This window comes from Pseudarthrobacter sp. NPDC058196, assembly GCF_042882685.1.
GTDB lineage: Bacteria > Actinomycetota > Actinomycetes > Actinomycetales > Micrococcaceae > Arthrobacter.
This window is the reverse complement of the sequence record NZ_JBHVVN010000016.1, coordinates 77725-102200: the sequence shown is the minus strand read 5'-3', so window position 1 is coordinate 102200 and position 24476 is coordinate 77725. Positions and strand designations below refer to the sequence as shown.

Genomic DNA, 24476 nt, shown 5'->3' with positions numbered 1-24476 from the left:
GGCCGGAGCGGATGCTCCGGCCGGGCCATCGGCGTCTTGGTTGTCAGTGCAGTCCCTTCGCCTACCGTGTGATCACAGTGAATACCGCGTCCGTCCGGTTGCGGGTGTTTGCGTCGTTGGCCCGTATAGACAGCGATGCGAAGGATGAACCGGTGGACGCCAGTCCTGCGTAGTCACCTACGAAGAACCCTCGGGACGAGGGCGCCGTCATCATGTCGGATGGGCCATGAACGTGTGTCTCGCCCCCGAGAGTAAGCGGTCCCACAGGGGAGGAGGTGAACCAGTAGTCCGTTGGCAGCGTGCTGGTGTTCCCGGCGGTGAGGCTCCGGAAGTCGTAGTACGCCACCGCGACGTTCCCGCCGGCGACGCGAACGCTGGGGGTGAAGGCTGGGACCCCATGGGGAGTGTTGGCCCGCTGCGGTGCGCTCCAGGTCACGCCGCCGTCAGTCGACGTCGCCATCGCGACTTCGTCGTAGTGGCCGCCATTGAACCGTGAGTCCTGCCATACGACGTACAGTTGCCCGGTGGCGGGATCGATGGCCGGTTCCGGGATGATGTCGCCAGTCCGGACGGGCGCGCCCGTGTTGGGATCGGTAACCCCAACAGTGTTCAGCTTCGCGATGACCTGCGGGGCCGTCCAGGTGGTGCCACCGTCTGTCGACTTGGTGTAGGCCACGTTCATCCCGTGCAACTTGTCTATACCGTTTTGTCCCGTGCCCAGGATGAGGTCGAAGAAGTTATACAGTGTCCCGTCCGGGCCGATCACGATCTGGTTGCCGATGGTCTGCTGTTTGTTGGCGGTGGGAACGATGACCGTCGGGGTGCTCCAGGTGACGCCCGCGTCTGTGGTCTTGGAGAAAAGCGTCGGTCCCGTGTAGGCGGCAGCATGGGCCGCTGACCGCGGATTGTCGGTCGGTGACACAAGACGATCCCACACCGCATAGGCCGTGCCTGGAATCGCGGGGTCGGCCGTGACCGACTCCTTGTCATTGAAGAACTGGGCCGACCCGAGGTCTTCAATCAAGGACTTCGGCGGGCTCCATGTTGCTCCGCCATCGCGCGAGGTCGAGGCGAGAACGGCATTGTCGTAGCCCACACCCTGGAAGGAGATGGATACCGAATATGCCGTGCCGTCCGGTCCGATCGAGACCCAGGGGTCGGACGCGCGGTCGTAGCGGGAGGGTCCGCCGGGGGCGCACGCCGTGAACGGCTGTGCTGCCTCACTCCAGGTCTTGCCCCCGTTCGTGGAGTATCCGGCCACGAGGCCGTGCGCGCCGCCGTCGGACCAGCGGTCCTGCTGCCAGACGCCAATGATGTTGTTGGAGCGTTGCGGATTGACGGCGACCCACGGCTCGACCTCGGCGTTCGTGTAGTTTACTGCGCCGGGCGCAGAGCCTGCCGTGCAGGTTGAGAATGGGCTGGCTCCGCTCGGAACCGTCAGGGGTGTGAGCGTCGCGGCGGCGGCTCCGCTCATGTTGAGCATGAGCGCTGCCGGCAGCATGGTGAGCAATGCGGCTCCGCGCGCGTATCTGTGGATCACGGGAGTTCTCCTACCTGGGAAGGGTATGGTGCGGCGACGGCCGAAGGGGCCGCTGAGTGCCGGCGCGTTCCGAGGGCTAACCTTAGGAGCCATCGAACGCCCGGCATGAGGGCACAAAACCGGCGCTGCGGTGAAGCCCGCTGAGCCGGGGTTGGACGCGTCCGCCGTTCGTGGGAGCGGGCCACAAGGTCCGTCCCTGGGTCCGTGCTCGCAGCGGATCGGTGTGCGGAAGGCCGTGGATTCGGCGACGCCGCTTGTCCATGCAGTAAAGAGCACCATAAGCTTGTTCGCCACGCAAGGGGCTTCGGTTGGCGAACCCGGTAGGCGACATGCGTCAGATCCATGCGCTGCCGGGAACACCTGGCGCCCCGCCGTCGTTGTTTCCGTTGGTGTGCCCTCCCGGTGCGCCGCCCGCCAACCGAAGGACACCCCTTGACTCCTCGCACCATCGTGATCACCGGCGCCAGCGACGGTATCGGCGCGGCAGCCGCCAGGACGCTGGCCAAGGAAGGGGAGCGGGTGGTCGTCGTCGGCCGGTCTGCGGAAAAGACCCGCGCCCTGGCTGCTGAGATCGGTGCGGACCACCACCTGGCCGATTTCGCCGACCTGTCGCAGGTGCGCGCCCTGGCCGACACCCTGCGCTCCACCTACCCGCGCATCCACGTCCTGGCCAACAACGCCGGCGGCATGATGGGCAAGCGCACGCTCACCGTGGACGGCAACGAGCTGACCTTCCAGGTCAACCACCTCGCGCCGTTCCTGCTCACCACCTCCCTGATGGACACGCTGACCGCCAGCAGCGCGAAGATCATCAACACGGCCAGCGCCGCGAACTTCTCCGGCAAAGTGGACCTGTTCGACCTCAACGCAGAGCACGGGTACCGCACCTTCCGCGCCTACGGCACGGGCAAGCTGGCCAACATCCTCTTCACGTCCGAGCTCCACCGCCGCTTCCACGAACAAGGAATCACGACGGCGGCCTTCCACCCGGGCGTGGTGCGCACCAACTTCGCGGCGGACTCCACCAGCCCCTTCCGGCACGCTTACAAGAGCGTGGCCAACCGCTTCATGCTCAGCCCGGACCAAGGGGCCGACACCATGCTGTGGCTCATCAACGGGACTGCCGGCACCGACTGGATTTCCGGCGCCTACTACGCCAAGCGGGCCCTGGCCAAAGCCAACCGCCAGGCCTACGACGCTGACTTGGCTCGCGGGCTGTGGGAGAAGAGCGAAGGACTGGTTGAAGCCGCCGCCTGACCCGCTGGGTTACTCACATCCCACGCCGTCGTGATCTGCGTCCAGTCCGTAGATGTCGCGGCCGATAACCTGCACCGGGCCACGGACGTATGCGGGTCCGTTGCCGCTTCCGCCGGCACAATCGACGTCGGAGGCGATGGGAACGCATCCTGAATAGTTTGGATCGCAGCCGGGATTTGTTCCGGGAGCGGCTGGGGCCTGCGGTGCAGGGGCCTTGGCAGCTGTTGCGGCTGCCGCTGCCGCCTGGGCTGCGGCAGCCTGCTGGGCGGCCTTCGCATCAGCGGCCTGCTGGGCTGCTGCGGCCGCATCGGCAGCGGCTTTATCTGAAGCGGCCTTGTCGGCTGCGGCTTTATCTGCGGCAGCCTTGTCGGCGGCGGCCTTATCGGCAGCCGCTTTGTCGGCCGCCACCTTTGCCGCAGCGGCGGCAGCAAGCTTCTCTGTCAGGCGCTTTGACTGCGTGGCTTCGAGCCACACCAACCGGCCCGATTCGTCCTTGGTGCAAACATAGGTGGTGCCAGCTGAGATCTGCTGCCCGCTTACGGTACTGCACGTTGTACCGGCAATAGGTGTTGCCGTGGGTGTTGCGGTGGCGGATTCGGTGACCGGCCCAGCCGCTGCGGTCAGGGAGGCGGGGGATCCCCCACAGCCTGTCAGCACAAGAATGGCGGCCGCGGCAGCCACCGCCGCCAAGGTCTTGTTCCGCCCCGTCCGCGGGGCAGTGCCCACATGCGTGCCGTCTTCTCGGCTGTTCGATGGCATGGCAGATCTGAAAGGTGCAGGCATGATTCCCCCAAATGCTTTGTGCTGGCTGCGAATGCATGGCCAGCGTAGCGTTGCAAACTCTGGCAAAACGGGTTAGGCACAAATCTTGATGGTTTCTTTGGATAATGCCTGAAATTACCCACCTCAAGGATTCCGGGAATGTCTGACGACGCCGGAATGCGCCACTTATCAGCGCACTGGCAGGTGCTGGCCCCGTGGTGACGGGTGCCTTGGTCCTGTCCCTGGCGTATAAGTGACGCATTTCCGGCGACGCGGACCTACAAGCGTCGCAGGACGGGTCAGCGGCCGGAGTTGTCCGATCCGCTGCCCTGCACGTTGCCGTGGTGGCTGATGGAGGCGACGGCGCCGGACTGTTCGTCCAGGAGCACCTTGTCGTTGCGCTCATGGTGGAAGTTGAACATCGCGTCCACCGATCCTGCCGTCGCGTCGGCCGAGGAGTCACCGATCTGGCCGGTGTGCCAGTTGTCCTCGATGAACCGCAGAATGGAGGCCTGGTCCGTCTGGGTGTGGTCCACGAAGTTCTTCTTCGCGTACGGGGAGATGACCACCAGCGGCTGGCGGGGGCCGGGGCCGCACCGGTCGGCGTAGCCCCCTGCCACCGGGACGCCGTTGGCCGCGGCGTTCAGGCACCATGCGGCGTCGTCGGATCCGGTGGAGGCGTTCTTCGGCTGGGCGGCGACGTGGTCGTACCAGCCATCGGAGTCGTCATACGCGAGCACGACGGCGGTGTTGTCCCAGTTCTTGGACTGCTGGATCTGGTTGACGGTCTTGGTGACGAAGTTTTGCTCGTCCACCGGATCCGAGTACGCCGCGTGCCCGTCCTGGAACTCCGAGGCCTTGAGGAAGGACACGGCAGGCATGTTGTCGCTGTCCACCACCTTGCTGAAGTCGGCAAGGTCGTACTGGTGGTTGGCCTGGCCGTTGTGGCCGATCTCCGCGTCCGAGGCCGGGGCCACGTGGTGCGGGTTGGCGGTGGAGGCGTAGTACTGGAACGGCTGGTGGTGCGGGGAGTAGTCCACCACGGACGCGCCGGCGGCGTTGGTGTGGGAGGCCAGGCAGGATGCGGGAGTGCTGCCGTTCGCGGTGGTGGTGGGGGCGAAGCCGCCCTGGAACCAGCCCCATGACGTTCCCTGGGCGTTGAGCAGGTCGCCGATGTTCTTGCCCGTCATGCCGGCCAGGTTGTTGGCCTTGGCGTGGCTGCTGTTCGAGCAGTCGTCGTAGACAGGGTCGGGGTCGTTGATCACGGTGCCCACACCGTTGGCGTCCGGCTGCCGGACCGCGCTGCTGCCCCCTGCCGGGGTGGCGGTGGGCTGGCCGGCGGCGTCGTATTCCTTGACGCCATGGGTTTGGCCCGAGATCAGGTTCAGCGCGCCCGGCGTTGAGGGGCCGAAGACAGTGCTGAAGTGGTTGTCGCTCATCGCGTAGTTCTGGGCGTAGTTCCACATGCCGGTGACGGTGTTCCCGTCGTAGTAGTCCATGGTCAGGCCGGGGCGTCCGTACTGGTTGGCTCCGCACGCGTCGCGGCTGGTGAACTGGACGAACTTGTCCATCGCCCCGCCGTTGTAGGCGTTCTGTTCGGCTTTGTAGCCGTGGTCCTGGTCGCACGTGACGGCCTGCATCGGGGACAGCCGCGAGGGCTGGACCGAATTGGGGTTTTTCGGTGCCAGCAGTCCTGCATTGGCCAGGGTGTTGATGTCCTTGGGCGTATCCGTCGACGCGGTGAATTTGGCCGCCGGGGCACCGGAGCCCTGTTGGGTTTCGCCCGCGGTGTTGGCCGCGTTGGGGTAGGTGGCGAAGTAGTGGTCGAACGAAACGTTCTCCTGGAAGAGGACCACGACGTGCTTGATCGGCGTCGCCGTGTCGTCGTGCGTGCCGGCGGTGGCCGGGACGGCGCCGAAGCCGACCAGCCCGGCCGTCAATGCGGACGCGGCCAAGGCAGCCGCGCCGGTGGCAGCGGTAACGCTTTTCCTGGTGAATCTGGGTGCCGGATAAGGCATGGGGTGTCCAATCATTCCTGTGGGGTGCACCGCCGGGGCCTGCGGCGGGTGCGGGGGAGTGCTATTTCGCGGCGTCGGCTTCGTAGGTGAGGATTTCGGTGCCGTTGCCTTCATCGCCGTTGTCGGGGGCCACCGTCATGGTGAGGTGCCCGCCGTTGGCGGTCATTTTGAACGGGTTCCGGGTGGCCACGTGCCCTGCGGTGGACCACTGCTGGAACGGGACCTCACGGGTCACCTCGTGGGACGTCAGGTCGATCATCGCCATGCCGCCCAGTTCATAAGTGGCTGCCTTCCCGCCGGCCTGCGGTGTCTGCGGGAGATTGGTCACTCCGGCACAGAGCATCTTCGCGTTGGGAACGTACTCGCAGTCCTGGTAGTCGATGAAGTAGTTCGGGTTCTCCCAGGTGGAGAGCTGCTTGCCTTGGAGGTCCCATTCGGCGAACCGCCGGGAGCCCCAGGTGTTTCCCACGAGGTGGCCGGTCTGCTTGTCCAGCACGATACCGCCGAAGTGGTCCTTGACCTCGAACTGCTTGTGGACGTCCAGGGTGTCAGCATCCACCTTGTAGATGATGGCGCTGCTGTCCGGCCGGTACTGCGCCACCGGAACCCAGACGTTGGTGCCGTCGAAGTCGATGCCGCCCGGATGGTACATGTCACCCTCGCCAAGGATGATGTCCTTTTGCAGGTTGCCTGCCTTGTCCATGACGAACAAGTGGCCGATGCCCTTGCCGGGCGTGCGGTCGTAGCCGCCCTGCGGGGTGGGGTATTTGACCGTGGGCTCGAGGATCTGGACGGCGGACAGGAAGATGTGGTCCTGGCTGTAGGCGATGCCCTCGGTGTGGTACGTGGGGAAGTTCAGTTTCAGCTTGGACGTTTGCTGCCAGGCGGTGGTCCGGGTGACGGAGTCGAAGGCGTCCGCCAGGTCGGTGTTTGTCTCATGGTGGGTGCCGGAGGCGGGGCTGCTGCCGTTGTCCGGGGTGTCCGCTTGTGCGGCCGCTGTACCGGCGGCCGCACAGGCTGCAACGATCAGGGACGCGGCCACGGTGAGGGCGCGTCGTGTGGGTTTCGAGCTCATAGGGCCTCTTAAGGTTGGGGTCTCAACAGGAGCTCTCAAGTTACTAATGGGTAATGAACCGGGCATGGCGCCCCGGTGAACTGCCGTTGTCGCAGGACTGTCCGGTTGACGCGTTTCCGCCGGGAAAACGCGGAAGCCCTTAGCCGTCCTGCCTCGCCAGCGCTTCGCCGATGATGCGTGCCCCGTCCGGGTACGCGCCCGGGTTGGGGCCTGAAAAGTTCAGCCGGATGAAGGCCCCGGCGGGTTCCGCCGGGAACCACTCCGTGCCGGCGGCGATGATCACACCGGCATCTTCGCAGTCGCGCGCCAGCCGCGGGAGGTCCGTGCCATCGGGCAGGCGCACCCACAGGTTCAATCCGCCGCGGGGCAGGTTGTCGATGTGGGCCCGTGGGACGTGTTCGCGGATGCTGGTGGCCAGCAGGTCCCGGCGCGACTGGAGCTGTTGCCGGAGGCTGCGCAGGTGTGTCTGCCAGCCGGGCTGCGTGACCACATCCAGGGCGGCGGCCTGGAGGAGTCCGCTGACGTACATGGATTCGGCCGCACGCTGGCCAAGGATTCGTTCCCGCGCCGGGCCCCGGGCAATAACCGCCGCGATGCGGATGGCGGTGGAGACGCTTTTGGTCAGGGACCGGATGTACACCACGTGGCCGGAATCATCCCGGGTGGCCAGCGGCACGGGATCGGAGGTGATGCCGAAGTCGTGCGCCCAGTCGTCCTCCACCAGGAACCCGCCGTGCCGGCGGGCCACGTCCAGGATTTCGCCGGCGCGTCCCGCCGCCCACTGTGTGCCGGTGGGGTTGGCGTAGTTGGGCTGCACATAGAAGGCGCGGGCTCCGGTCTCGGCGAAGGCGCGGTCCACGTCCGCGGGGTCGGGTCCGTCCGGCCCGGTGGGGACCGGTACCAGGCGCACCCCGGTCTGTGCCGCGGCCAGGATGGCGCCCCAGTACGACGGCGATTCGATGAGCAGCGGCTGCCCGGCTCCCACGAGGGCGCGGAAGATGGAGCTCAGTCCGCTCTGGCTTCCCGGCAGCACGATGACGTCATTGGGCGTGGGCGGCGTGACGCCTACCGGTGTTGCCTGGCCCAGTTCGCGGGCGAACCATTGCTGCAGTTCCGGCATGCCGGCGGCGGGCGGACGCGACAATGCGGCATCACCGCGGGCAGCACGGGCCAGGGCTGCCCGCACCAGCCGCTCGGGGAGCAGCTCCCGGTCCGGATATCCCGAATGCAGCCAGATGGCATCGCCGGGAACGGTGCGCATGGTGCTCGACGAGGACGGCAGCGGCGAGGACGGCGACCGCAGGGCTGCGGTCTGCCAGCCGTAGTCGGACGGACGGGCAGTCCTGACCGCGCGGACGAAGGTTCCGACGCCGGGCCGGCTTTCAATCAGTTCCTGCGCGGCCAGGGCCTGCAGGGCTTTCTGCACCGTGACGGGGCTCGCCTGGTGTTCGGCCACCAATTGCCGGGTAGAGGGCAGCCGCGCGCCGGGAGCCGCGCTGCTGATCCATTGCCGGAGTGCCGCAGTGATGCGCGAACTGCTATCGTTGTTCATGAAAGAACATAGTAGCGCTACTGTCATGGAGCGCCCAGCGATACCGCAGGGACTGTCCGCCGGAGTCTGGTGGGGACTCCTTGGCGTGGCAGCCTTTTCCTTCACCGTACCCTTTACCCGTGTGGCCGTCGCCGGGATCCCCCCGCTGCTCATCGGCTCGGGCCGTGCCGTCGTCGCCGCCGTCCTCGCCGCCGCAGCGCTTGCCTTGACCCGGCAGCGGCTGCCCCGCCGCGGCACCTGGCTGCGCCTTGCCCTCGTGGCCGGCGGCGTCGTCGCGGGCTTTCCGCTACTGACCTCCTATGCCCTCACCGCGGTGCCCGCCGGGCACGGCGCCGTGGTCATCGCGCTGCTCCCCGCGGCTACGGCCACGGTGGCAGTGCTGCGCACCGGCGAGCGGCCGGCCGCCGCCTTCTGGGTTGTCATGGCGCTTGGCTCGCTGGCGGCGGTTGCCTTCGCCTTCCTGCAGTCCGGGGGAGTCGGGCACCTGCAGTGGGCAGACCTGCTGCTGCTCGGAGCCGTGGCCTGCGCCGCCGTCGGATACGCCGAAGGGGGACTGCTGGCCCGTGAACTGGGCTCGTGGCAAACCATCGCCTGGGCGCTGGTCCTGGCCGCCCCGGCCATGCTGGTCCTGGCCGCCCCGGCCATGCTGGTCCTGGCCGTGGCCTCCGTCCTCAGCCAGCCGCCGTCGGCCACGCCTGTCCAGTGGGCGGCCTTCGGCTACCTGGCCGTCGTCAGCATGTTCCTGGGCTTCTTCGCCTGGTACCGCGGGCTGGCCATTGGTCCCATGGCGCAGGTCAGCCAGATCCAGCTCCTGCAACCGGTCCTCAGCATCGGCTGGGCAGCGCTGCTGCTGGGGGAGGAGCTCACCTGGACCACCGTCCTGGGCGCCCTTGCCGTCATCCTCTGCGCCGCCGCGGCCGTCCGTGTCCGACTCAACCGTCCCGTCCGCTAGCCCGAAAAGGAGCACCCGTGTATATTCCCGCCCACTTCGCCGCCGCCCCCGAAACTGTCCACAGCCTGCTGGCAAGGCCCGGCGCCGCAAACCTCATCACCATGACGGACCAGGGCCTGCTGGCAACGCTGCTGCCCGTCGCCTTCAACCCCGGCGTGGGGCCGCACGGTTCCCTGCAGGCGCACATGGCGCGGAACAACCCGCAGTGGTCCAGCCTGCCAACCGGCGAAGCGCTGGCCGTCATCCAGGGCCCCGATGACTACATCTCGCCGTCGTGGTACGCCGCGAAGGCCGAGCACGGGCGGGTGGTGCCCACCTGGAACTACGCCACGCTGCATGTTTACGGCGAGCTGGTGATCCATGACGACGCCGGCTGGCTGGCACGGCACGTCCGGCACCTGACAGGCCTGCACGAAGACAGCCGGGAGCACCCCTGGGGTGTGGACGACGCCCCGGAGAAGTTCATTGCCGGGCAACTGCGGGCGATCGTCGGCGTGGAACTGCTGGTCACCCGGATCGAGGCGAAGGAAAAGCTGAGCCAAAACCGTTCCGACGCCGACGCTGCCGGGGTGGCGGCAGGCCTGCGGGCCGCCGGCCGGGAAGCCGGCGCGGCCGCCGTCGAGCGCGCCCGCAGGAACTGAGATTCACGGCAGGACGAAGCAGCCGGTCAGGCGGCCCGTTCCAGCAGCACCATGACCTCGTAATGCGTGGTCTGCGGGAACATGTCCAGCACCCGCGCCCGCCGCGCGGTGAAGGACGGAAGGGCCGCCAGGTCGCGGGCCAGCGACTGTGCGTTGCAGCTGGAGTACACCACATGCTGCACGTCCGAGGCTTCCAGCCAGCCGCACAGGTCCTTGCCGATGCCGCGCCGGGGCGGGTTAACAATCACCAGGTCCGGCGACTCCTCCGCGGCCAAGGCGAAGGCGGTGGCGTCGCCGGCCTGGAACGCCATTCCCTCCAGGCCTGCCTCCCTGCTGCTGAGCCGGGCCGACACGATTGCCTCCGTGCTGGTTTCAATGCCGGTGACGTTACGGGACGGGGCGGCGCAGTGCAGGGCGAAGCCGCCCACCCCGCAGTAAAGGTCCCAGACGGATGCGGGTGCGAGCTCGTTGACCCATTCGCGGCCCTGCCGGTACAACGCTGCGGCCATCTCGCTGTTGGTCTGGAAGAAGCTTTGCGGGCGCAGGTGCAGGGTGACGTCGTTGACCCGCATGGCCAAAGTTTCCCGGCCGGTCAACAGGATCTCCCGGTCACCTTCCAGCACGGCCTTGTGCTCCGGGTGCAGGTTGACCGAGACCACCTTCACCTGGGGCAGCGCCGCCAGCAGTTCCGGCAGGTGTTTGCGGATGCGCGGCACCACCTGTTCGGAGCGCAGGACCAGGCGGAGCATGACCTCGCCATCGGGGGATTCGGTGATGATGACGTGCTTGAGTTCGCCGGTGCGGCGCGGCACATCGTAGGGTGTCAGGCGGATCCGGCGGATGAAGTTCGCCAGGACCGGGAAGCAGGCCAGCAGGCCGGGGGAGCAGATGCCGCACCGGCGCAGGTCCACGCCGTGGCCGTCGGCGTCGAGGATTCCGATGGTGGGGTTCTGCGCCGTTCCACCGATCACCATCTTGGCCTTGTTGCGGAAGCCTGACTCCCGGCTGGCAACCGGCGGCAGCCATTCGAGTTCCGTGTGTGCGGAGAGGAGGCCCTGGCAGTGGAGTTGCTTGCCGGCCAGCTGTTCGCCGTACGGCATGCCCATGTGGGTGCAGGAACGGCAGGCGCCGGCATCGAAATAGGAGCAGTCCATGACCGGACAAGTTTACCCGCTCGCCTTCGCACCCTCGAGGTGCACGGGCGACGACGGCACGTGGCGGAGTGCCGCCGTCGCCCTCCTTCATGGGCGGGGGAGCGGGATCCGCCGTGCCCTCGGGCCTGCACTTCCTTCGGGGCCCATGACCGCAGCGAGCACTGCAGCCGGTGAGCCGGCAACGAAGGTGGCTCCTTCGTCTTCTCCGGCGCAGCCGTAACCCCAGCTCGCGAATACTGCGGGCATACCGTGGACGGTGGCTCCGGCAACGTCGTAGCTGCGGTCACCCACCATGAGCGGGCCGCCCACGTCCACATTTGCAGCCTGCAGCCTGGCCAGCACTTCGGCAATAACATCCGCTTTGCTCCATCTCGCGTCCAGGTCCGATGCACCGCAAATGGTGGTGAAGTAGTGGTCCAGCCCAAAGCGGCGTGCCATCCGGACCGCCTGGTCTTCGGCTTTGGACGTTGCCACCGCCATCGGGATGCCGGCAAGACGGAGTTGTTCCAGCATTTCCCGAACGCCCCGGTACGGAACCGACTGTTGCACGCCGACGTCCGCATAGGCCTGCCGGTAATGGGTGAGGGCCCGCCGGGCGAGGACTTCATCGCGTCCGAATATCTCCCTGAAGGATTCGAGCATGGGCGGCCCTACCAGGCGGAGCAGATCTGCACCCGGTGGAACCGGCGCCCCCACGGCAGCCAAGGCAAGGGCGGCGCTGGCCGTGACGCCCGGTGCCGAATCGAGAAGCGTCCCGTCCATGTCGAACAGCACGCAACTGAAGGCTGCCGTGCGGGGGTGGAGGCGCTGGTGCCGAAGTATCATCTCTGTGTACTTTCATTCTGGAGCCGGGCCGACTCGTGTCTGCTGTTGGGAGTTCATACGGTGAAGGGTGGACATGGATCGGGCGAGTCTTGATCGGATCGATCAGAGCATCCTGGCGGAACTGACGCGCAATGCCCGCATCAGTCATGCGGAGCTGGCAGCCAAGGTGATGCTCTCGCGCAACGCTGTCCGGCAACGGATCGACCGGATGGAACGGCAGGGTTATATCCAGGGCTATACCGTGGTGGCCGGCGCTCCGGGACAGGGCACAGTTTCGGCCTTCCTGATGGTCTACCGGAAGGACAGGGTTCGCGGGGCGGACGTTATTGCCGTGCTGCAGTCGATCCCGGAGGTGGTTCTGTGCGATGTGGTCAGTGGTGACTTCGACCTCCTGGTGCGGGTTGAAGCGCGTTCGCTTGAACGGATCCAGGAGATCTGGGAGCAGATAGCGGCCACACCGGGTGTAACGGACACGGTAACGGCGATGACCCTGTCCAACTATGTCCGGCGCGGCGCAGGAGTGCTGCCGGCCTAGCAAGGGGAACCGGGCATGCGGGTGCCACCTGACGTGTCCGTCTCGATGCGATATTCCAGGGTTTCTTTCGGGTGAAGGACGGTGTGGTTTCCGGTAACGGCAGGTCCGCTCCCTTTTGGGCGCTTGATGCAGACGACCTTTGGCTGGGTCATCTCCTCGTAGGCGAAACGTACGCCTTCGCGGCCCATGCTGCCGTACTTGGATCCTCCGAACGGCATGCCGTCGAAGCGGTAGTCCGACGAATCGTTGACCATGACTCCGCCTGCCTCGAGTCGGGATGCCGCCTGCAGCGCCGTGTCCAGCGACCGCGTGAAAATCCCGGCATGGAGGCTGAAGTCCACGGCGTTGGCCATCTCCAGGGCTTCGTGGAAGGTTGAAAACGGCTGAAGCATGGCCACCGGTCCAAAAACCTCCTCCATCCAGAGCCCGCTGGAGGGACTGACCTTCTCCAGGACCGTGGGCTGGAAGACGTTGCCAACCCTGCTGTTGCCCGCGAGGACAGCAGCCCCGGCAGCGACCGCCGCATCTATCTTTGCCGTGAGCTGGTCCACGGCGGAGGCCGTGATCATCGGCCCCATGTCGGTGGCTTCGTCGTCCGGGTCCCCGGATACGAGCTGGGCCGTCGCGTGCAGGAAGTCACGGCGGAATTCCTGGTAGCGGGATTCGGCCACAAGGATGCGCTGCACTCCCACGCAGTTCTGGCCCGCCGCCCAAAATGCTCCCGAGACGCAGGCCTCCACGGCAGCGTCAATGTCCGCGTCGTCCATGATGATCACCGGGGCATTCCCACCAAGATCCATGGCGAGCTTCTTCAGTCCTGCCGTCCTGGCGATGGCTTCCCCGGTGGAAAACCCGCCCGTGAAGGACACCAGGCGGATCCCGCGGTGTGCCACGATCGCCTCCGCAACGTCTTTGTCCCCGTGGACCACCGTGAGCACCCCCGGCGGCAGGCCGGCTTCGGTGAGGACCGCCGCCAGCAGTTCCGCGCACAAAGGCGTCAGGGCGGATGGCTTGAGGATGACGGCGTTTCCTCCTGCGATGGCAGGGCCCACTTTGTGCACCACCAGGTTCAAGGGATCGTTGTAGGGCGTTATTGCCGCGATGATCCCCAGCGGTTCGCGGGAGTACCAGCCCGTGCGGTCTTCCGAGCCCTCATAGGAATCGAAAGGAATTGTCTCGCCGGCGTTGCGGCGGGCCTCAGCCGCGGAGAGGCGCAGGGTGTTGACTGCCCGCAGCACCTCCTTGCGCGCCTGGCGGATCGTTTTTCCGCTCTCCGCCGTGATGGTGCGGGCAAATTGCGTGCACCGTTCCTCGATCAGAGAGGCGGCACTGTCCAGGATTTTTCCCCGGGCGTGGCGGGACATCGCCCGTGCCTGCCGCGCACCGGACCGGGCCGCCGCAACGATCGCCTCCACGGATTCCGGGTGGGCAAGGGCGACCGCGCCCACCACCCGGCCATCGTAGGGGCTCAGGACGTCGCGGAAGACGGCCATGTCAGGGTCAAGGGGTGCAAGCATTGATTCACGCATCTGCGGCCACCTGGTTCCGGGCACCGTGCATGGCGATAATGTCCGACAGGAGGGCATACGCAGTCTCCACCCGTCCGGCGCCGGGCCCTGAAACGGTCACCGGACCGAGGAGGTCGGTATTGAACGAGACGGCGTTGTTCGCACGGGACACGCCCGCGAGGCCGTGGTCCAGGGGAAGGGCCGCGGGTGCCACCGAGGCGCTGACGGTTCCGTCCGGGTTCCGCCGTGCTGAGCCCACGAGTTTCCATCGGCGGCCCTCGTTCTTTGCCCTGCTGAGGTCCCCGGGGGTCAGGGCTGAAATACCTTGGCGCTGAACGTCCGCAAGCCTAAGGCCCGCGCCGAGCAGTTCGTTGGCCATGATCAGGACTTTGAGCTGGACGTCATGGCCGTCGATGTCGGCTGTGGGATCCGCCTCGGCATATCCCCGCTGCTGGGCTTCCCGGACCGACTCCTCAAACCCAAGGCCTTCTTCCATCCGGCCCAGGACATAGTTGCTGGTGCCGTTGAGGATGCCCTCGAACCCGTTAAGGTTCAGTCCGGGAAATAATTGCCTGGCGAATCGGATGACGGGGGTCCCGCTCATCACGGCGCCCTCGAATTCGAAATGCAGCCCGTTCCGCTGGGCAAGTCCGGTGAGCTCGGCACCGTGCAGGGCCACGGGACCCTTATTGGTGGTGCAGACACTCTTCCCCGCCTCGAGTGCCCACCGCACATGCGAAGCAGCCGGCTCCCCGGTTGCGGGGTTGGTGAAGGTCGCCTCGCAAATGATGTCGGCGGCACACGTCCTGATGACGCGCTCGTTGTCCGGGTCCGCGGATCCTCCGTGCGCTGCGAAGGTCTCGTCGGCAGGGTTTATCCGCAGGGCCATGTCCATGTCGATTCCCCCGTCCCGGACCAGGGAACCGAGCCGAAGGTCCGTGATGGCGACCACCCGCAGGCCGAAGCCCAATTCGCGGCTGAGCTCATCACCACGGGTTGCAACCAGTTCGGCGAGGGTTCGGTTGACGCCGCCGAACCCGATCAGCGCAATGTCGTAGGTGGTCATGGTGCTCCTTTGATGTGGTGGTTTGGTGCTCTCATCGTGGCCCCGACCGCTGTCCGTCGGGGCATGTCCAAACGCACTATCGGGCGGCCACATCGACCATTGGAGAACCACATCGACATACGGCGTAATGGCCATAGGCGTGCAACATTCGCATTTTCATATGATTTTGATGACTAAAACTTCATTTCCGTGTTACTTTCGTCACTGTCGACGCGCTAACAGCTCCTCTCGGACGGGCCATCGAACTGCGGCCGTCCTTCACACCATCCCCCCACTGGAGGCATCTCTTGGAATCTTTGACCCCCCTCACCCTCAAGCCGGAGCCGGGTGCACCACCGGCCACGGAGTCGGGCCTGCGCCGCTCCATGGGACCCCGGCACCTGGTCATGATCGCCATGGGCGGCGTGATCGGTTCCGGCCTGTTCCTCAGCTCGGGATACACCATTTCCCAGGCGGGCCCCCTGGGCGCCGTGCTCGCCTACCTGGTGGGCGCCTTCGTGGTCTATCTGGTGATGGCCTGCCTGGGTGAGCTTGCCATCGCGTACCCGGTGTCCGGCGCATTCCATATCTATGCTGCGCGGTCCATCGGCCCCGCCACCGGATTCGCCACAGCCTGGCTCTACTGGCTGTGCTGGGCGGTTGCCATCGGATCCGAGTTCACAGCCTCGGGCTTGCTGATGCAGCGGTGGTTCCCCGGCGTTGATGTGTGGGTTTGGTGCCTCGTGTTCGCCGCTACGCTGTTCGGACTGAACGCGGTGTCGTCCAAGTTCTTCGGTGAGTCGGAATTCTGGTTCGCCATCATCAAGGTAGGCGCCATCATTGCGCTCATCGTCCTCGGCGGGGCAGCCCTTCTGGGCTTCCATCCGCTGAGCGAATCCGGCGCCCATCCTTTCCTGTTCGAGAATTTCAACACTGATGGCGGTCTGTTTCCCAACGGGTTCACCGGCGTCCTCGTGACAGCGCTCGCTGTCTTTTACGCCTTCTCCGGCTCCGAGCTCATTGGTGTGGCCGCGGGGGAGACGAAGGACCCCGCCACCAGCATCCCCAAGGCGATGCGGAGTACGGTAATCCGCCTCCTGGTGTTCTTTGTGGGTGCCATCGCTGTCATTGCGGCCACTATTCCGTACCAGGAAGTAGGGCTCGATGAGAGCCCCTTCGTTACTGTGTTCACGGCCACCGGTCTCCCGTTCGCCGCCGACCTGATGAACTTCGTCATCATTACGGCGCTGTTGTCTGCCGGCAACAGTGGCTTGTTCTCGTGCGCCAGGATGCTCTATTCCCTCGCCGACGAAGGCCACGCACCCCAGGCACTCAAGAGGTTGACGGGGCGGGGCATTCCCATGATCGCGCTCTCAGTGAGCATGCTCGGCGGCCTGGCCTCACTCATCAGCAGCGTGGTCGCCCCGGAGTCGGTCTACCTGGCGCTCGTCTCGGTAGCGGGCTTCGCCGTGGTGGGAGTGTGGATGTCCATCACTGCCTCGCATTTCTTCCATCGACGGTCTTTTGTCCGGAACGGCGGGGACGTTTCCACGTTGCCGTACCGCGCCCCACTCTTCCCGCTGGTGCCGGTCCTGGCGTTTTCCCTCTGCGTGCTTTCCCTCGTTGGCATCGCATTGGACCCGGCCCAGGTCGCGGCCCTGTACTTTGGTGTCCCTTTCGTTGCTGCCTGCTACGGCTATTTCCACTTCAGGTACGGACGGAAGTCCCGGGCCGTCCGGGTGAACTAGGGAAAGAGGCCTTACCGGGGCCCGGCGCGGACGGCTGAACCACCTGCACCGTGCCCCGCCTGTTGGGCGGGGCACGGTGGTGCCTTTGGGCCGTGAAAGCCGGGCACGTGTGAGGATAGGGTGGTTGCCGGTCGGAAGGAGCAGTAAGCGTGGATAACTCCCCGGAGGCGTCATCCCTGGCGCAGGGGCTGCGGATCGTGCGTCTGGTGGTGGACCGGGAAAAGGCCGGCAAGCAGCTCTTGGGCGTCTCGCAACTGGCCGCCGAACTGGATATGGACCAGAGCCGGGTCTCCCGCCTGACACAGGAACTCTGCGACCTTGGCCTCTTGGAGCGCCGCGAGCGGGGCCCGTTCCGGGTAGGAAGCGGCTTCTTCAGCCTTGCCGCCACACTTAACACCGGTTGGGTAAGGGACGCAGGAGCGGAGCTCGAGACCCTGGTGGCCTCAACGGGGCTGCGCGCCCGGGTATCCGTCCGTGACGGTTACCGGGTCATCCTGCTGCTGGCGTCCAGCAACGATTCGCAAAGCGGCAGCTTCGTCCAGCCCGGCATGGTCACCCCCGTCTGGTGCACGGGATCGGGGCGGGCCCTGCTGTGGGACCATAGGCGGGGCGGTTTTGAGGCGTTGCTTGCCAACGTGAACTTTGTCGGGGTCGGGGGCCCCGGAGCTCCGCACTCCAGCGCGGAGGCCTGGGAGCTGATGGCCAGGGACAAGCCCCGGGGCTATGTTGTTGCTGCCGAGGAGTTTGAACACGGCATCACTGAGGTGGCTGTACCTATCCGCGATCCGGAGGGCGGCGTCCTGGCGTCGCTCAGCGTGCTGGGCGGCCGCGCCGATGTTGATGGTCGGGCTGGGGAAGTGGCGGATATCCTCGCCGGGGCTGCGGCCAGGCTCGGATCCGGCCGTCTCGCGGTGGACCAGTGAAGACCGTCCGCTGGGCCTAGGGATGGTTGGGCGAATGCCCTCCGAGCATGGCTTCAAGCCATTCACCTTCGCTTCGGAGCGCCTTTGCGTGTTCGGCCTGCCTGGGTTCGATGCGGCTTTTGAGTCCAACCACCTGCAGCGCGGCCACTACCTCACCCCTGAAGTCCCTGACGGGCACGGCCAGCGAGTAGAGCCCCGGTTCCGCTTCCTCGTCGACGATTGAATAACCGCGCAGGCGTGCACCCCTAAGGCGCGCCAGGTATTCCTCAACGTTGGCCGGCGTGTTTGGGCCGTGCTGCTTGAAAGGTACGCCCGCGAAGATCTTACGGACTTCGTCATCGGAGGTTTCCCAAAAGAGCGCCTGACCTGCGTCACTGCAGTAGGCGGGGTAGGGCCGGCCCAGCCAGGAGCCCACCATTCTGCTGCTGGCGGGGATGCATTCCCCCACAGTCACAGTGCTGTTGCCGCTGAGAACCCCCAGGAAGCACCCCTCGTCGGTCTGGCTCGAAAGGTGCTCCAACGCGGTTGCTCCGTCGGAATGCAGCCGACGGCGGGTCAGCAGGTGGGCGTCCGTCAAGACACCCCAGTCCAAGGCAAAGGTGCGCTGGGGCGTCCGCTGGAGGAAACCCTCCTGCTCCGCTGTCCGCAGGCTCCTGGAGACCTGGCTGCGGTCTTTGCCGAGGTCCGCGGCGATCTCGGCCACACTGCCGCCGGGGAGGCCGCGGGCGTGGCGCTCCCCGGCAGCCAGGACTGCCATGATTCCCCGCCCCATGCTTGTTGTCCTCACCATGGTCCGAGTTTAGATGACCCTTGGCGGCGGTCAGGAGATGGCGAAGACGCGGGCGGGAAAGCCGCTTCCTCCACGTGGCTTTGCCCAGCTGGCCACCACCACGGCCCCGGACTCCGGAAGTCCGGTCAGGTCCGCCAGCAGCTCTATCTGCCAGCGGTCCCGGGCGAGGATGTAGTTTTCCAGGCTGAAGTCTCCCCGGGACGTCGCCAACCCGGGGTCCGTGTCCGTGTGCTCGTGCCCGACAGCGGAGATCGAACGTTCCTCGATAAGGAAGGAGAGCACTTCCCGGGACCAGCCGGGAGTGTGGCTTACGCCGTCGGCGTCCCTGTTGGCCATTGCCTCCCCGTCAGGCCACCGTTGGCTCCACCCGGTCCGCAGGGCAACGAAGGATCCGGCGGGAATTGTTCCGTTCCGGTCTTCCCAGTCCCGCACGTCCTGCAGCGCAGGGGTGGCATCAGGATCCTGCTCAACGCGCCGGGTGATGTCCAGCACCACAAGGGGAAGGATCATGTCCTGGACCGGAATCCGGTCCAGGGTGCGGCCGCCGCGGATGAAGTGGGACGGCGGGTCCACATGCGTACCCCATTGCCCCACGATCGAATACCGGTGGGCCGTGAATCCGTCGCCCTTTTCAAGATCGAAAAGCGCTTCCCGGCTTTCGTCCGGAAAAGCGGCGAAACGGGGCTGGCCCGGGTGGAAGGCGTGGGTGAGGTCCGTGAACGTCCTGCCTGCCAGCGCGGACTGCAGCGCGGGCCAGGCGGCAGTGGTGGTGAGGGTCATGACGCTGCCGCTGCCGAGGGAGTTTTGCGGTGCAGGCCGCCGGCAACGCTGAGTGGACCGGTCACCTCGATGACGGGCAGTTCCCATGGGTGGATGGCCACCAGTTCCTGGATGGCACGCTCCAGGACGGCGTCGGCCAGGGTGGCATCAAAATAGGTGGTAAAGACGAACGTGGGCGAGAGGGTCTGCTCGCCCACGCGGCCGAGGGTGGGCGTGGCCCCTTCGCCGCAAGAGAATCCCTCGAACCCGATTCCAGATTCGAAGACGTGCTTGTAGTTCCCGAAATCACCAAGGTCCGGAAACTGTTCGACGGCTTTCAGGAGTTCTGCCAGCCCCGGATCCTGCTGGACGGCATGAGCATCTCCGGCTGCGATGCGGCCGAAGGTTTCTGCACTGATGGGCCAATGGACCCGCAGCTTGCGGACGCTGTTCAGGTGCACACTCACGAATTTTCCTCCTGGGGTGGTGGTCGATGCTGTCATGGTGACACAGAGTGATATGCATTACAAGCATGGAAACTTGTCTATAATGAATAAAACTGCGCCAATTGACCGGAGTTGCGATGCCTCACCGCCTTTCCCTTACCACCTCGCTTGAAGACAGCGCCGGCTTAGTCTCCGATGGCGCCCTTGCCACCGAACTTGAAGCGCGCGGCTGCGACTTGAACGATCCGCTGTGGTCCGCCAAGGTCCTCCTGGAACAGCCTGGACTGATCAGGGACGTGCACCGGGACTACTTCGCCGCCGGTGCCAACATCGCAACCACCGCCAGCTACCAGGCAACGCCCCAAGGATTTGCGGCCCGGGGAATCGGCGGGAAGGAGGCCCTGGAGCTGGTTGGCTTGTCGGTCCGGCTGGCGGATGAGGCCCGGCGGGAGCACGTGGCGGACCACCCTGACGCCGGTCCGCTGCTCATCGCGGGATCGGTCGGGCCGTACGGAGCCTACTTGGCCGACGGTTCCGAATACCGCGGGGATTACGTCCTCAGCCCGGCGGACTTCCGTGCCTTCCACGAGCCCCGCATCGCAGCCCTCGTCCAGTCCGGCGTCGACGTCCTGGCCTGTGAAACGCTGCCCTCCTACGCCGAGACGGAGTCCTTGCTGGCACTCGCCGCGGAAGCCGGCGTCGAGTCCTGGTTCTCCTTCACCCTGCGAGATGGCACCCACATCAGCGACGGCACACCCCTGGCGGACGTGGCCAGGCTCCTCGATGCGCACCCGCATGTTGCCGCGGTCGGTGTCAATTGCGTACCCCTGCACCTGGTGGCACCGGCACTCTCAGTCTTGCGGCAACACACGGACAAGCCCCTGCTGGCTTACCCGAACTCCGGCGAAACCTACCACCCGGACACCAAGACATGGGGTGCGGCCGGGATCGGCGGAACGGCGGAGCGGGCGCCCCGGGACCTCGCCGGCTGGGCCCCTGCCTGGCGCGAACAGGGTGCCCGGATCATTGGGGGCTGCTGCCGGACCACCCCCGGCGACATCGCCGCCGTCGCAGCTGCCAGCTAAGCACCAACAGGGTGCTGCCCACGGGCTACGCCGGGTCGGGAACACCACACCCTCCCCGCATGTTAAAACCTGTGGAGAGATCAATCATGGACAGCAGAACGTACGCAGCACTCGTTATACCGGCGAACAACGCCGAGCCCATCCGCATGGATCAGGTGGGTGCGGACCTGCCGGCCTTGGAAGCCTTGGTGGACGGTCCGCTTGAATCGGTGATCCGCGGTGACTGGCACGTGTACCTGAATGCCGAAAGCGCGGCCATGCTGTTGCCGGTGAATTTCCGCGCCGGCCAGCTCATGCACGAATGCGGCCTGGACCTGGACGGGATCCGCGGCACCGCTGTCTTCCTTGGCCGCGGCGAACACGGGGCCGAAGCGGACATCCCGGAGCACCTGCCCCGGCTCGCGGAGGAGCTGTTCGGGGCGCCCCTGGCGGCATGACCTACCCGGCCCGGACCCCATACGTGCTGAGCACGTTCCCTTTGCTGGTCCGGGACTGCTCCTGCAACTCCAGGCGGGTCAAAGGGTCGCCGTCCTCAAACAGGCGACGGCCGGTGCCCGCGATGACCGGGTGGGTCATCAGTTGAAGCGAATCCAGCAGCCCGGCAAACAGCAGCTGCCGCACCACGGAGATGCTCCCGCACACGGCGATCTCACCGCCGTCACGTTCCTTCAGGGCCGCCACGAATTCCTCAAGCGGTGCATCCATCAGCTGCGAGTTCTCCCACTCCAGCGGCCCCGCCAGTGTCCGCGACACCACGTACTTCTCCACGGGGTTGATGAAGGCGGCAAAGTCCTGGTCGGCGGAGGCGGTGGGCCAGTAGCCCGCCCACTCCTGGTAACTGACACGGCCCAGCACCACGGTATCCACGGTGTTCATCATCCGGGTCAGCCCCTGGCCGAGGTCCTCATCGAAGCTGTCGAACTGGAACTTGAACGGTTCTGACACCACCCCGTCGACTGAGTGGAACAGTCCGGCAGTGACTTTGCGCATGGGTCCTCCATTGATCGAGTGCTCAGCCCTACGCTATGCGCCCGGAGCCGATGGGCGGAAGGGTTCGGCAGGGCATTTTCGGACCGGGAATCCGTACGACGCCGGGCGGCCGGGTTAGTTTGGTCACTCGCCGTGGCGTCCTGCGCAGTTTCGTGCCGGCCGGGCCCCATACTTGTCTTGAACGGCCTTCGCCGTCCCCGGCCCAGGCAGGAGGAAGTGCATGGAAACCCTGAAAAAAATCGTGACCAACCAGTATTTCCCTGCCGGATCCGTGCTGGCGGCCGTGCTGCTCTTCTGGGTGGTGGGACTGCTCGGTGGACTGTCGCTGCTGAACAACAACCAGCCGCCGCTGACCACGCTGACGTGGCTGCTGTTCGTCTACTCCGCTGCCGTCCTCAGCCCCGTCGCCGGACTGGTGGCCGGCATCGACCTGGTCCGCCGCTGGCGACGCAACCGTGCCGCCGCTCCGGAAACCCGCTCTGAAGCCGAGGATGGAATCTTCGGCGACGAAACGGCGTCGGACTCCTCCACAGCAACCCCACCCGTGCCTGCCGGCCCCGCCGAAGCAGACGCTGCGAAGTCTTCTTCCGGTGCCACGCAAGCGTCACGCCCGCCACTGCCCGCGAAAAAACCGCGGCAATCCGGCCGGGAAGCAGCCTAGCCTTCCTGCCCTACCGCCCTTTCAGGGCATTGAGCGCCTCTTCGGCGTGCTGCAGGGCCGGTATCAGCCTGTCGCCCGGCTCTGGCAGTGAGAACAGGTAGCCCTGCAGCGAATCGCAGTCCAGGGCTGTCAGGTAGTCCGCTTGCGCCGCCGTCTCGATCCCTTCCGCGGTGACGGTCAGGCCCAGGCTGTGGGCCATGTTGATCATGGAGCTGAGGATCGGCAACCGCTCGTTGCCAGTCCGCACCATGGATACAAAGGTCTTATCGATCTTGACCGTGTCCACGGGCAACTCCTGCAGCCTGCCAAGCGAGGAGTAGCCGGTGCCGAAGTCGTCCAGCGCCACCCGGGCTCCGGCGTCCCGCAGCGTCCCAAGCTGGTCGATCAGGCCGCCGTCGGCGTCGAAAAAGACGCTCTCCGTCACCTCCAGGACCAGCTGGTACGGGGCCACGCCGCTGGCTTCCGCCAGCTTGAGGACCGTTTCGGCGAAGTCCGGCTCCTGCAGCTGGACGCCGGACACGTTCACGGCCAGCGACCGGGACGGATCCTCGCTCAGCCAGCGTGCCAGTTGGACCATGCTGGCGGCCATCACCTCGGCCCCGATTTCGTTGATCAGTCCGGTGCGCTCGGCGAGCGGAATGAAGATCGACGGCGGCACCCGTTCGCCGCCGCGGTCCCAACGGGCCAACGCCTCCAGCTGGACCACCTGCCCCATTCGGTGCGAGACGATCGGTTGGAAATCGACCGTAATCTCGCCCCGTGGTACCGCCAGCTGCAAGCCACTTTCCATGTGCGTCCGCTGCACCAGCGCCTGCATCATGTCCGGGTGGAAGCGCAGGAACCGGTTCTTGCCCGCAGCCTTGGCCGCATACATGGCGATGTCAGCATGCCTGAGCAATTCGGAGGGGCCCACGCTGTCCTGGCCCAGGGAGGCGAGCCCCAGGCTCAGGCTGGGACGAAGGACCGTGCCGCCGATGGTCACCGGCACATGGAGGCACCGCACAATGCACGCCGCGATCTCGTCCGGGTCGGGGCAGGCGGTCAGGAGCACCACGAATTCGTCGCCGCCAAGGCGTGCCACCACGTCCGCTGTGGGTGTACAGCCTCGGAGCCGGCGCGCCACCTCCACCAGCATGTCATCGCCGGCCTGGTGGCCAAGGATGTCATTGACCTCCTTGAAGTCGTCCAGGTCCAGGAGCAGGACGTCAACCGTCTTCAGCCGTGGCTCCGCGATGGAGTTGGCCAGAGCCTCGTTGAACACCGCCCGGTTTGCGAGCCCGGTCAGCGGGTCCTGGAAAGCCATGGCCCGGAACTTTTCGGCCTGCTCCGCGAGATCCTTCAACGCCTGGTGCGCCTGCTCCTGTGCCTTCCGCCGCGGCGTCGCATCCCGAAAACTCCACACCCGGCCCACGATCTTCTCACCCACCCGCTGCGGGCGTGAGTACCGTTCAAAGGTGCGCCCGTCGAGCAGCTCAACCACGTCGTGGCTTTCGGCGGACGGGTCCTCCTGGACTTCGTTCAGCCGCGCAGTGAAGGAAACAGGGTCGGCCACTTGCGCCATCACCACCTGCAGCGCAGGCTCCTCACTGTCCGCTTCCAGGAATGCGGGCGGGATGCCCCACATGGCGAGGAACTGCTCGTTGAATCCGGCCACGCTCCCATCGATGCCCATCACCAGGATTCCGTCTGCAGTGGATTCCAGGGTGGCCGTGAGCAGTGACATGGCTTCGCGCAGGCCGTCGTTGGCGGCCTGGCGGTGTGCGGTCCCCCGGGCGGAGAGCAGGAGGTGTGCTCCGGCAGCGCCGTTGTGCCAGGCAGGGATGAGGGCAGGATCGGACAGCGGCCCGGCGGGAAGGACGGCGGCGGCAACCTCGAGGGGGAACTCGGTTCCATCGCTGCGGAGGCCGGTGATCTCACGCGGCGGCTGCGGTTGATCAGGGTGGGCCAGGAGCTGCCGGAACAGGTTGTCCACCTCAACGCGGAATCTTTCGGCGATCAGGGGCCGGTGGTCCACACCGGCAAACGCCTCCTGGGGCAACCCAAAGAGCCGGGCCGCAGCAGCGTTGGCGCAGAGAATGATGCCGTCTGTGTCCAGGGCCAGCAGGGCATCCGGACTGGCATTCATGACCGCACCAAAAATTTGTAATGCCACATCATTGCCACGGCTCGAAAAGCCGGTCATAACACCACCCCTTGGCCATCATAGAGGG

23 protein-coding genes are annotated in these 24476 nt (G+C 66.1%); 9 read left to right on the top strand and 14 right to left on the bottom strand.

Translation table 11 applies throughout. The features are described 5' to 3' along the window. Nucleotides 1-61: 61 nt before the first annotated feature. Nucleotides 62-1540: a sialidase family protein gene (locus ACFVVC_RS20110; protein WP_387457414.1), complete on the bottom strand. Its 1479-nt coding sequence runs from the start codon at nt 1538-1540 to the stop codon at nt 62-64. Nucleotides 1541-1972: 432 nt separating this feature from the next. Here ACFVVC_RS20110 and ACFVVC_RS20105 point away from each other — a divergent pair, with 432 nt between their 5' ends. After that, the gene (locus ACFVVC_RS20105; protein WP_387457411.1) at nt 1973-2797 is read left to right on the top strand and encodes an SDR family NAD(P)-dependent oxidoreductase; all 825 of its coding nucleotides are present in this window, start codon (nt 1973-1975) and stop codon (nt 2795-2797) included. Nucleotides 2798-2806: 9 nt separating this feature from the next. Here ACFVVC_RS20105 and ACFVVC_RS20100 read toward each other — a convergent pair whose 3' ends face one another. The 4 genes from ACFVVC_RS20100 to ACFVVC_RS20085 all read right to left on the bottom strand — a co-directional run bounded on the left by ACFVVC_RS20100 (nt 2807) and on the right by ACFVVC_RS20085 (nt 8204). After that, complete coding sequence (locus ACFVVC_RS20100; RefSeq protein WP_387457408.1) at nt 2807-3556, bottom strand: hypothetical protein; 750 nt, start codon at nt 3554-3556, stop codon at nt 2807-2809. Nucleotides 3557-3858: 302 nt separating this feature from the next. After that, nucleotides 3859-5577 carry a phospholipase C gene (locus ACFVVC_RS20095; protein WP_387457405.1) on the bottom strand — a complete coding sequence of 573 codons (1719 nt, stop codon included), beginning with the start codon at nt 5575-5577 and terminating at the stop codon, nt 3859-3861. A gap of 61 nt (nt 5578-5638) precedes the next feature. After that, complete coding sequence (locus ACFVVC_RS20090; RefSeq protein ID WP_387457402.1) at nt 5639-6652, bottom strand: DUF6454 family protein; 1014 nt, start codon at nt 6650-6652, stop codon at nt 5639-5641. A gap of 139 nt (nt 6653-6791) precedes the next feature. Continuing rightward, complete coding sequence (locus ACFVVC_RS20085) at nt 6792-8204, bottom strand: PLP-dependent aminotransferase family protein (protein ID WP_387457399.1); 1413 nt, start codon at nt 8202-8204, stop codon at nt 6792-6794. Here ACFVVC_RS20085 and ACFVVC_RS20080 point away from each other — a divergent pair. Both ACFVVC_RS20080 and ACFVVC_RS20075 read left to right on the top strand, forming a co-directional pair. Further along, on the top strand, nt 8203-9156 hold the full coding sequence (locus ACFVVC_RS20080; protein WP_387457396.1) for a DMT family transporter: 954 nt from the start codon (nt 8203-8205) through the stop codon (nt 9154-9156). The genes ACFVVC_RS20085 and ACFVVC_RS20080 overlap by 2 nt on opposite strands. 17 nt (nt 9157-9173) lie before the next feature. Beyond that, nucleotides 9174-9797, top strand: coding sequence for an FMN-binding negative transcriptional regulator (locus ACFVVC_RS20075; protein WP_387457393.1), 624 nt, complete (start codon nt 9174-9176; stop codon nt 9795-9797). Between the two features lie 26 nt (nt 9798-9823). Here ACFVVC_RS20075 and rlmC read toward each other — a convergent pair whose 3' ends face one another. Both rlmC and ACFVVC_RS20065 read right to left on the bottom strand, forming a co-directional pair. Next, nucleotides 9824-10951, bottom strand: coding sequence for a 23S rRNA (uracil(747)-C(5))-methyltransferase RlmC (gene rlmC / locus ACFVVC_RS20070; RefSeq protein ID WP_387457390.1), 1128 nt, complete (start codon nt 10949-10951; stop codon nt 9824-9826). 87 nt (nt 10952-11038) lie between these two features. After that, the gene (locus tag ACFVVC_RS20065) at nt 11039-11725 is read right to left on the bottom strand and encodes an HAD hydrolase-like protein (protein WP_387457387.1); all 687 of its coding nucleotides are present in this window, start codon (nt 11723-11725) and stop codon (nt 11039-11041) included. Nucleotides 11726-11849: 124 nt separating this feature from the next. Between ACFVVC_RS20065 and ACFVVC_RS20060 the strand changes: the two genes are divergently transcribed. Next, on the top strand, nt 11850-12311 hold the full coding sequence (locus tag ACFVVC_RS20060) for an Lrp/AsnC family transcriptional regulator (protein WP_018761987.1): 462 nt from the start codon (nt 11850-11852) through the stop codon (nt 12309-12311). Here ACFVVC_RS20060 and ACFVVC_RS20055 read toward each other — a convergent pair. After that, the gene (locus ACFVVC_RS20055; RefSeq protein ID WP_387457384.1) at nt 12308-13840 is read right to left on the bottom strand and encodes an aldehyde dehydrogenase family protein; all 1533 of its coding nucleotides are present in this window, start codon (nt 13838-13840) and stop codon (nt 12308-12310) included. The two genes, ACFVVC_RS20060 and ACFVVC_RS20055, sit on opposite strands and share 4 nt — an antisense overlap. Beyond that, on the bottom strand, nt 13833-14885 hold the full coding sequence (locus tag ACFVVC_RS20050; RefSeq protein ID WP_387457382.1) for a homoserine dehydrogenase: 1053 nt from the start codon (nt 14883-14885) through the stop codon (nt 13833-13835). The genes ACFVVC_RS20055 and ACFVVC_RS20050 overlap by 8 nt, the downstream gene beginning before the upstream one ends. Before the next feature lie 287 nt (nt 14886-15172). Here ACFVVC_RS20050 and ACFVVC_RS20045 point away from each other — a divergent pair, with 287 nt between their 5' ends. After that, the gene (locus tag ACFVVC_RS20045) at nt 15173-16612 is read left to right on the top strand and encodes an amino acid permease (protein WP_387457379.1); all 1440 of its coding nucleotides are present in this window, start codon (nt 15173-15175) and stop codon (nt 16610-16612) included. Nucleotides 16613-16761: 149 nt separating this feature from the next. Next, nucleotides 16762-17535, top strand: a complete 774-nt coding sequence (locus ACFVVC_RS20040; RefSeq protein ID WP_387457376.1) for an IclR family transcriptional regulator — start codon at nt 16762-16764, stop codon at nt 17533-17535. Between the two features lie 16 nt (nt 17536-17551). On the opposite strand, the gene ACFVVC_RS20035 is transcribed toward ACFVVC_RS20040, so the two are convergent. From ACFVVC_RS20035 to ACFVVC_RS20025, 3 genes are read right to left on the bottom strand one after another with little or no spacing between them, the layout of a single operon-like run. Next, complete coding sequence (locus ACFVVC_RS20035) at nt 17552-18325, bottom strand: IclR family transcriptional regulator (protein WP_387457373.1); 774 nt, start codon at nt 18323-18325, stop codon at nt 17552-17554. A gap of 30 nt (nt 18326-18355) precedes the next feature. Beyond that, complete coding sequence (locus ACFVVC_RS20030; RefSeq protein ID WP_387457370.1) at nt 18356-19105, bottom strand: cyclase family protein; 750 nt, start codon at nt 19103-19105, stop codon at nt 18356-18358. Next, a complete protein-coding gene (locus tag ACFVVC_RS20025; protein WP_387457367.1) occupies nt 19102-19551 on the bottom strand; it encodes a hypothetical protein in 450 nt (149 codons plus the stop codon). Before ACFVVC_RS20025 ends, ACFVVC_RS20030 begins: the two co-directional genes overlap by 4 nt. Nucleotides 19552-19667: 116 nt before the next feature. Here ACFVVC_RS20025 and mmuM point away from each other — a divergent pair, with 116 nt between their 5' ends. After that, nucleotides 19668-20615, top strand: coding sequence for a homocysteine S-methyltransferase (gene mmuM, locus ACFVVC_RS20020; RefSeq protein WP_387457364.1), 948 nt, complete (start codon nt 19668-19670; stop codon nt 20613-20615). Nucleotides 20616-20701: 86 nt separating this feature from the next. After that, nucleotides 20702-21052 (top strand): hypothetical protein, encoded by a 351-nt coding sequence (locus ACFVVC_RS20015; protein ID WP_387457361.1) that lies wholly within the window; start codon nt 20702-20704, stop codon nt 21050-21052. Between the two features lies 1 nt (nt 21053). On the opposite strand, the gene ACFVVC_RS20010 is transcribed toward ACFVVC_RS20015, so the two are convergent. Next, on the bottom strand, nt 21054-21605 hold the full coding sequence (locus ACFVVC_RS20010; RefSeq protein ID WP_387457358.1) for a dihydrofolate reductase family protein: 552 nt from the start codon (nt 21603-21605) through the stop codon (nt 21054-21056). 220 nt (nt 21606-21825) lie between these two features. Here ACFVVC_RS20010 and ACFVVC_RS20005 point away from each other — a divergent pair, with 220 nt between their 5' ends. Next, the gene (locus ACFVVC_RS20005) at nt 21826-22266 is read left to right on the top strand and encodes a hypothetical protein (RefSeq protein WP_387457355.1); all 441 of its coding nucleotides are present in this window, start codon (nt 21826-21828) and stop codon (nt 22264-22266) included. A gap of 10 nt (nt 22267-22276) precedes the next feature. Here ACFVVC_RS20005 and ACFVVC_RS20000 read toward each other — a convergent pair whose 3' ends face one another. Further along, entirely contained in the window at nt 22277-24391 is a 2115-nt protein-coding gene (locus tag ACFVVC_RS20000) for an EAL domain-containing protein (RefSeq protein WP_387457352.1), read from the bottom strand. Between the last annotated feature and the right edge of the window lie 85 nt (nt 24392-24476).

Excerpts from the sequence above, each read along its gene's own strand:
- ACFVVC_RS20100 (WP_387457408.1), bottom strand. The coding sequence starts at position 3,556 with ATGCCATCGAACAGCCGAGAAGACGGCACGCATGTGGGCACTGCCCCG.
- ACFVVC_RS20095 (WP_387457405.1), bottom strand. The coding sequence starts at position 5,577 with ATGCCTTATCCGGCACCCAGATTCACCAGGAAAAGCGTTACCGCTGCC.
- ACFVVC_RS20050 (WP_387457382.1), bottom strand. The coding sequence starts at position 14,885 with ATGACCACCTACGACATTGCGCTGATCGGGTTCGGCGGCGTCAACCGA.
- mmuM (WP_387457364.1), top strand. The coding sequence starts at position 19,668 with ATGCCTCACCGCCTTTCCCTTACCACCTCGCTTGAAGACAGCGCCGGC.
- ACFVVC_RS20010 (WP_387457358.1), bottom strand. The coding sequence starts at position 21,605 with ATGCGCAAAGTCACTGCCGGACTGTTCCACTCAGTCGACGGGGTGGTG.
- rlmC (WP_387457390.1), bottom strand. The coding sequence starts at position 10,951 with ATGGACTGCTCCTATTTCGATGCCGGCGCCTGCCGTTCCTGCACCCAC.
- ACFVVC_RS20015 (WP_387457361.1), top strand. The coding sequence starts at position 20,702 with ATGGACAGCAGAACGTACGCAGCACTCGTTATACCGGCGAACAACGCC.
- ACFVVC_RS20030 (WP_387457370.1), bottom strand. The coding sequence starts at position 19,105 with ATGACCCTCACCACCACTGCCGCCTGGCCCGCGCTGCAGTCCGCGCTG.
- ACFVVC_RS20085 (WP_387457399.1), bottom strand. The coding sequence starts at position 8,204 with ATGAACAACGATAGCAGTTCGCGCATCACTGCGGCACTCCGGCAATGG.
- ACFVVC_RS20035 (WP_387457373.1), bottom strand. The coding sequence starts at position 18,325 with ATGGTGAGGACAACAAGCATGGGGCGGGGAATCATGGCAGTCCTGGCT.
- ACFVVC_RS20055 (WP_387457384.1), bottom strand. The coding sequence starts at position 13,840 with ATGCGTGAATCAATGCTTGCACCCCTTGACCCTGACATGGCCGTCTTC.
- ACFVVC_RS20000 (WP_387457352.1), bottom strand. The coding sequence starts at position 24,391 with ATGAATGCCAGTCCGGATGCCCTGCTGGCCCTGGACACAGACGGCATC.
- ACFVVC_RS20090 (WP_387457402.1), bottom strand. The coding sequence starts at position 6,652 with ATGAGCTCGAAACCCACACGACGCGCCCTCACCGTGGCCGCGTCCCTG.
- ACFVVC_RS20060 (WP_018761987.1), top strand. The coding sequence starts at position 11,850 with ATGGATCGGGCGAGTCTTGATCGGATCGATCAGAGCATCCTGGCGGAA.
- ACFVVC_RS20080 (WP_387457396.1), top strand. The coding sequence starts at position 8,203 with ATGAAAGAACATAGTAGCGCTACTGTCATGGAGCGCCCAGCGATACCG.
- ACFVVC_RS20005 (WP_387457355.1), top strand. The coding sequence starts at position 21,826 with ATGGAAACCCTGAAAAAAATCGTGACCAACCAGTATTTCCCTGCCGGA.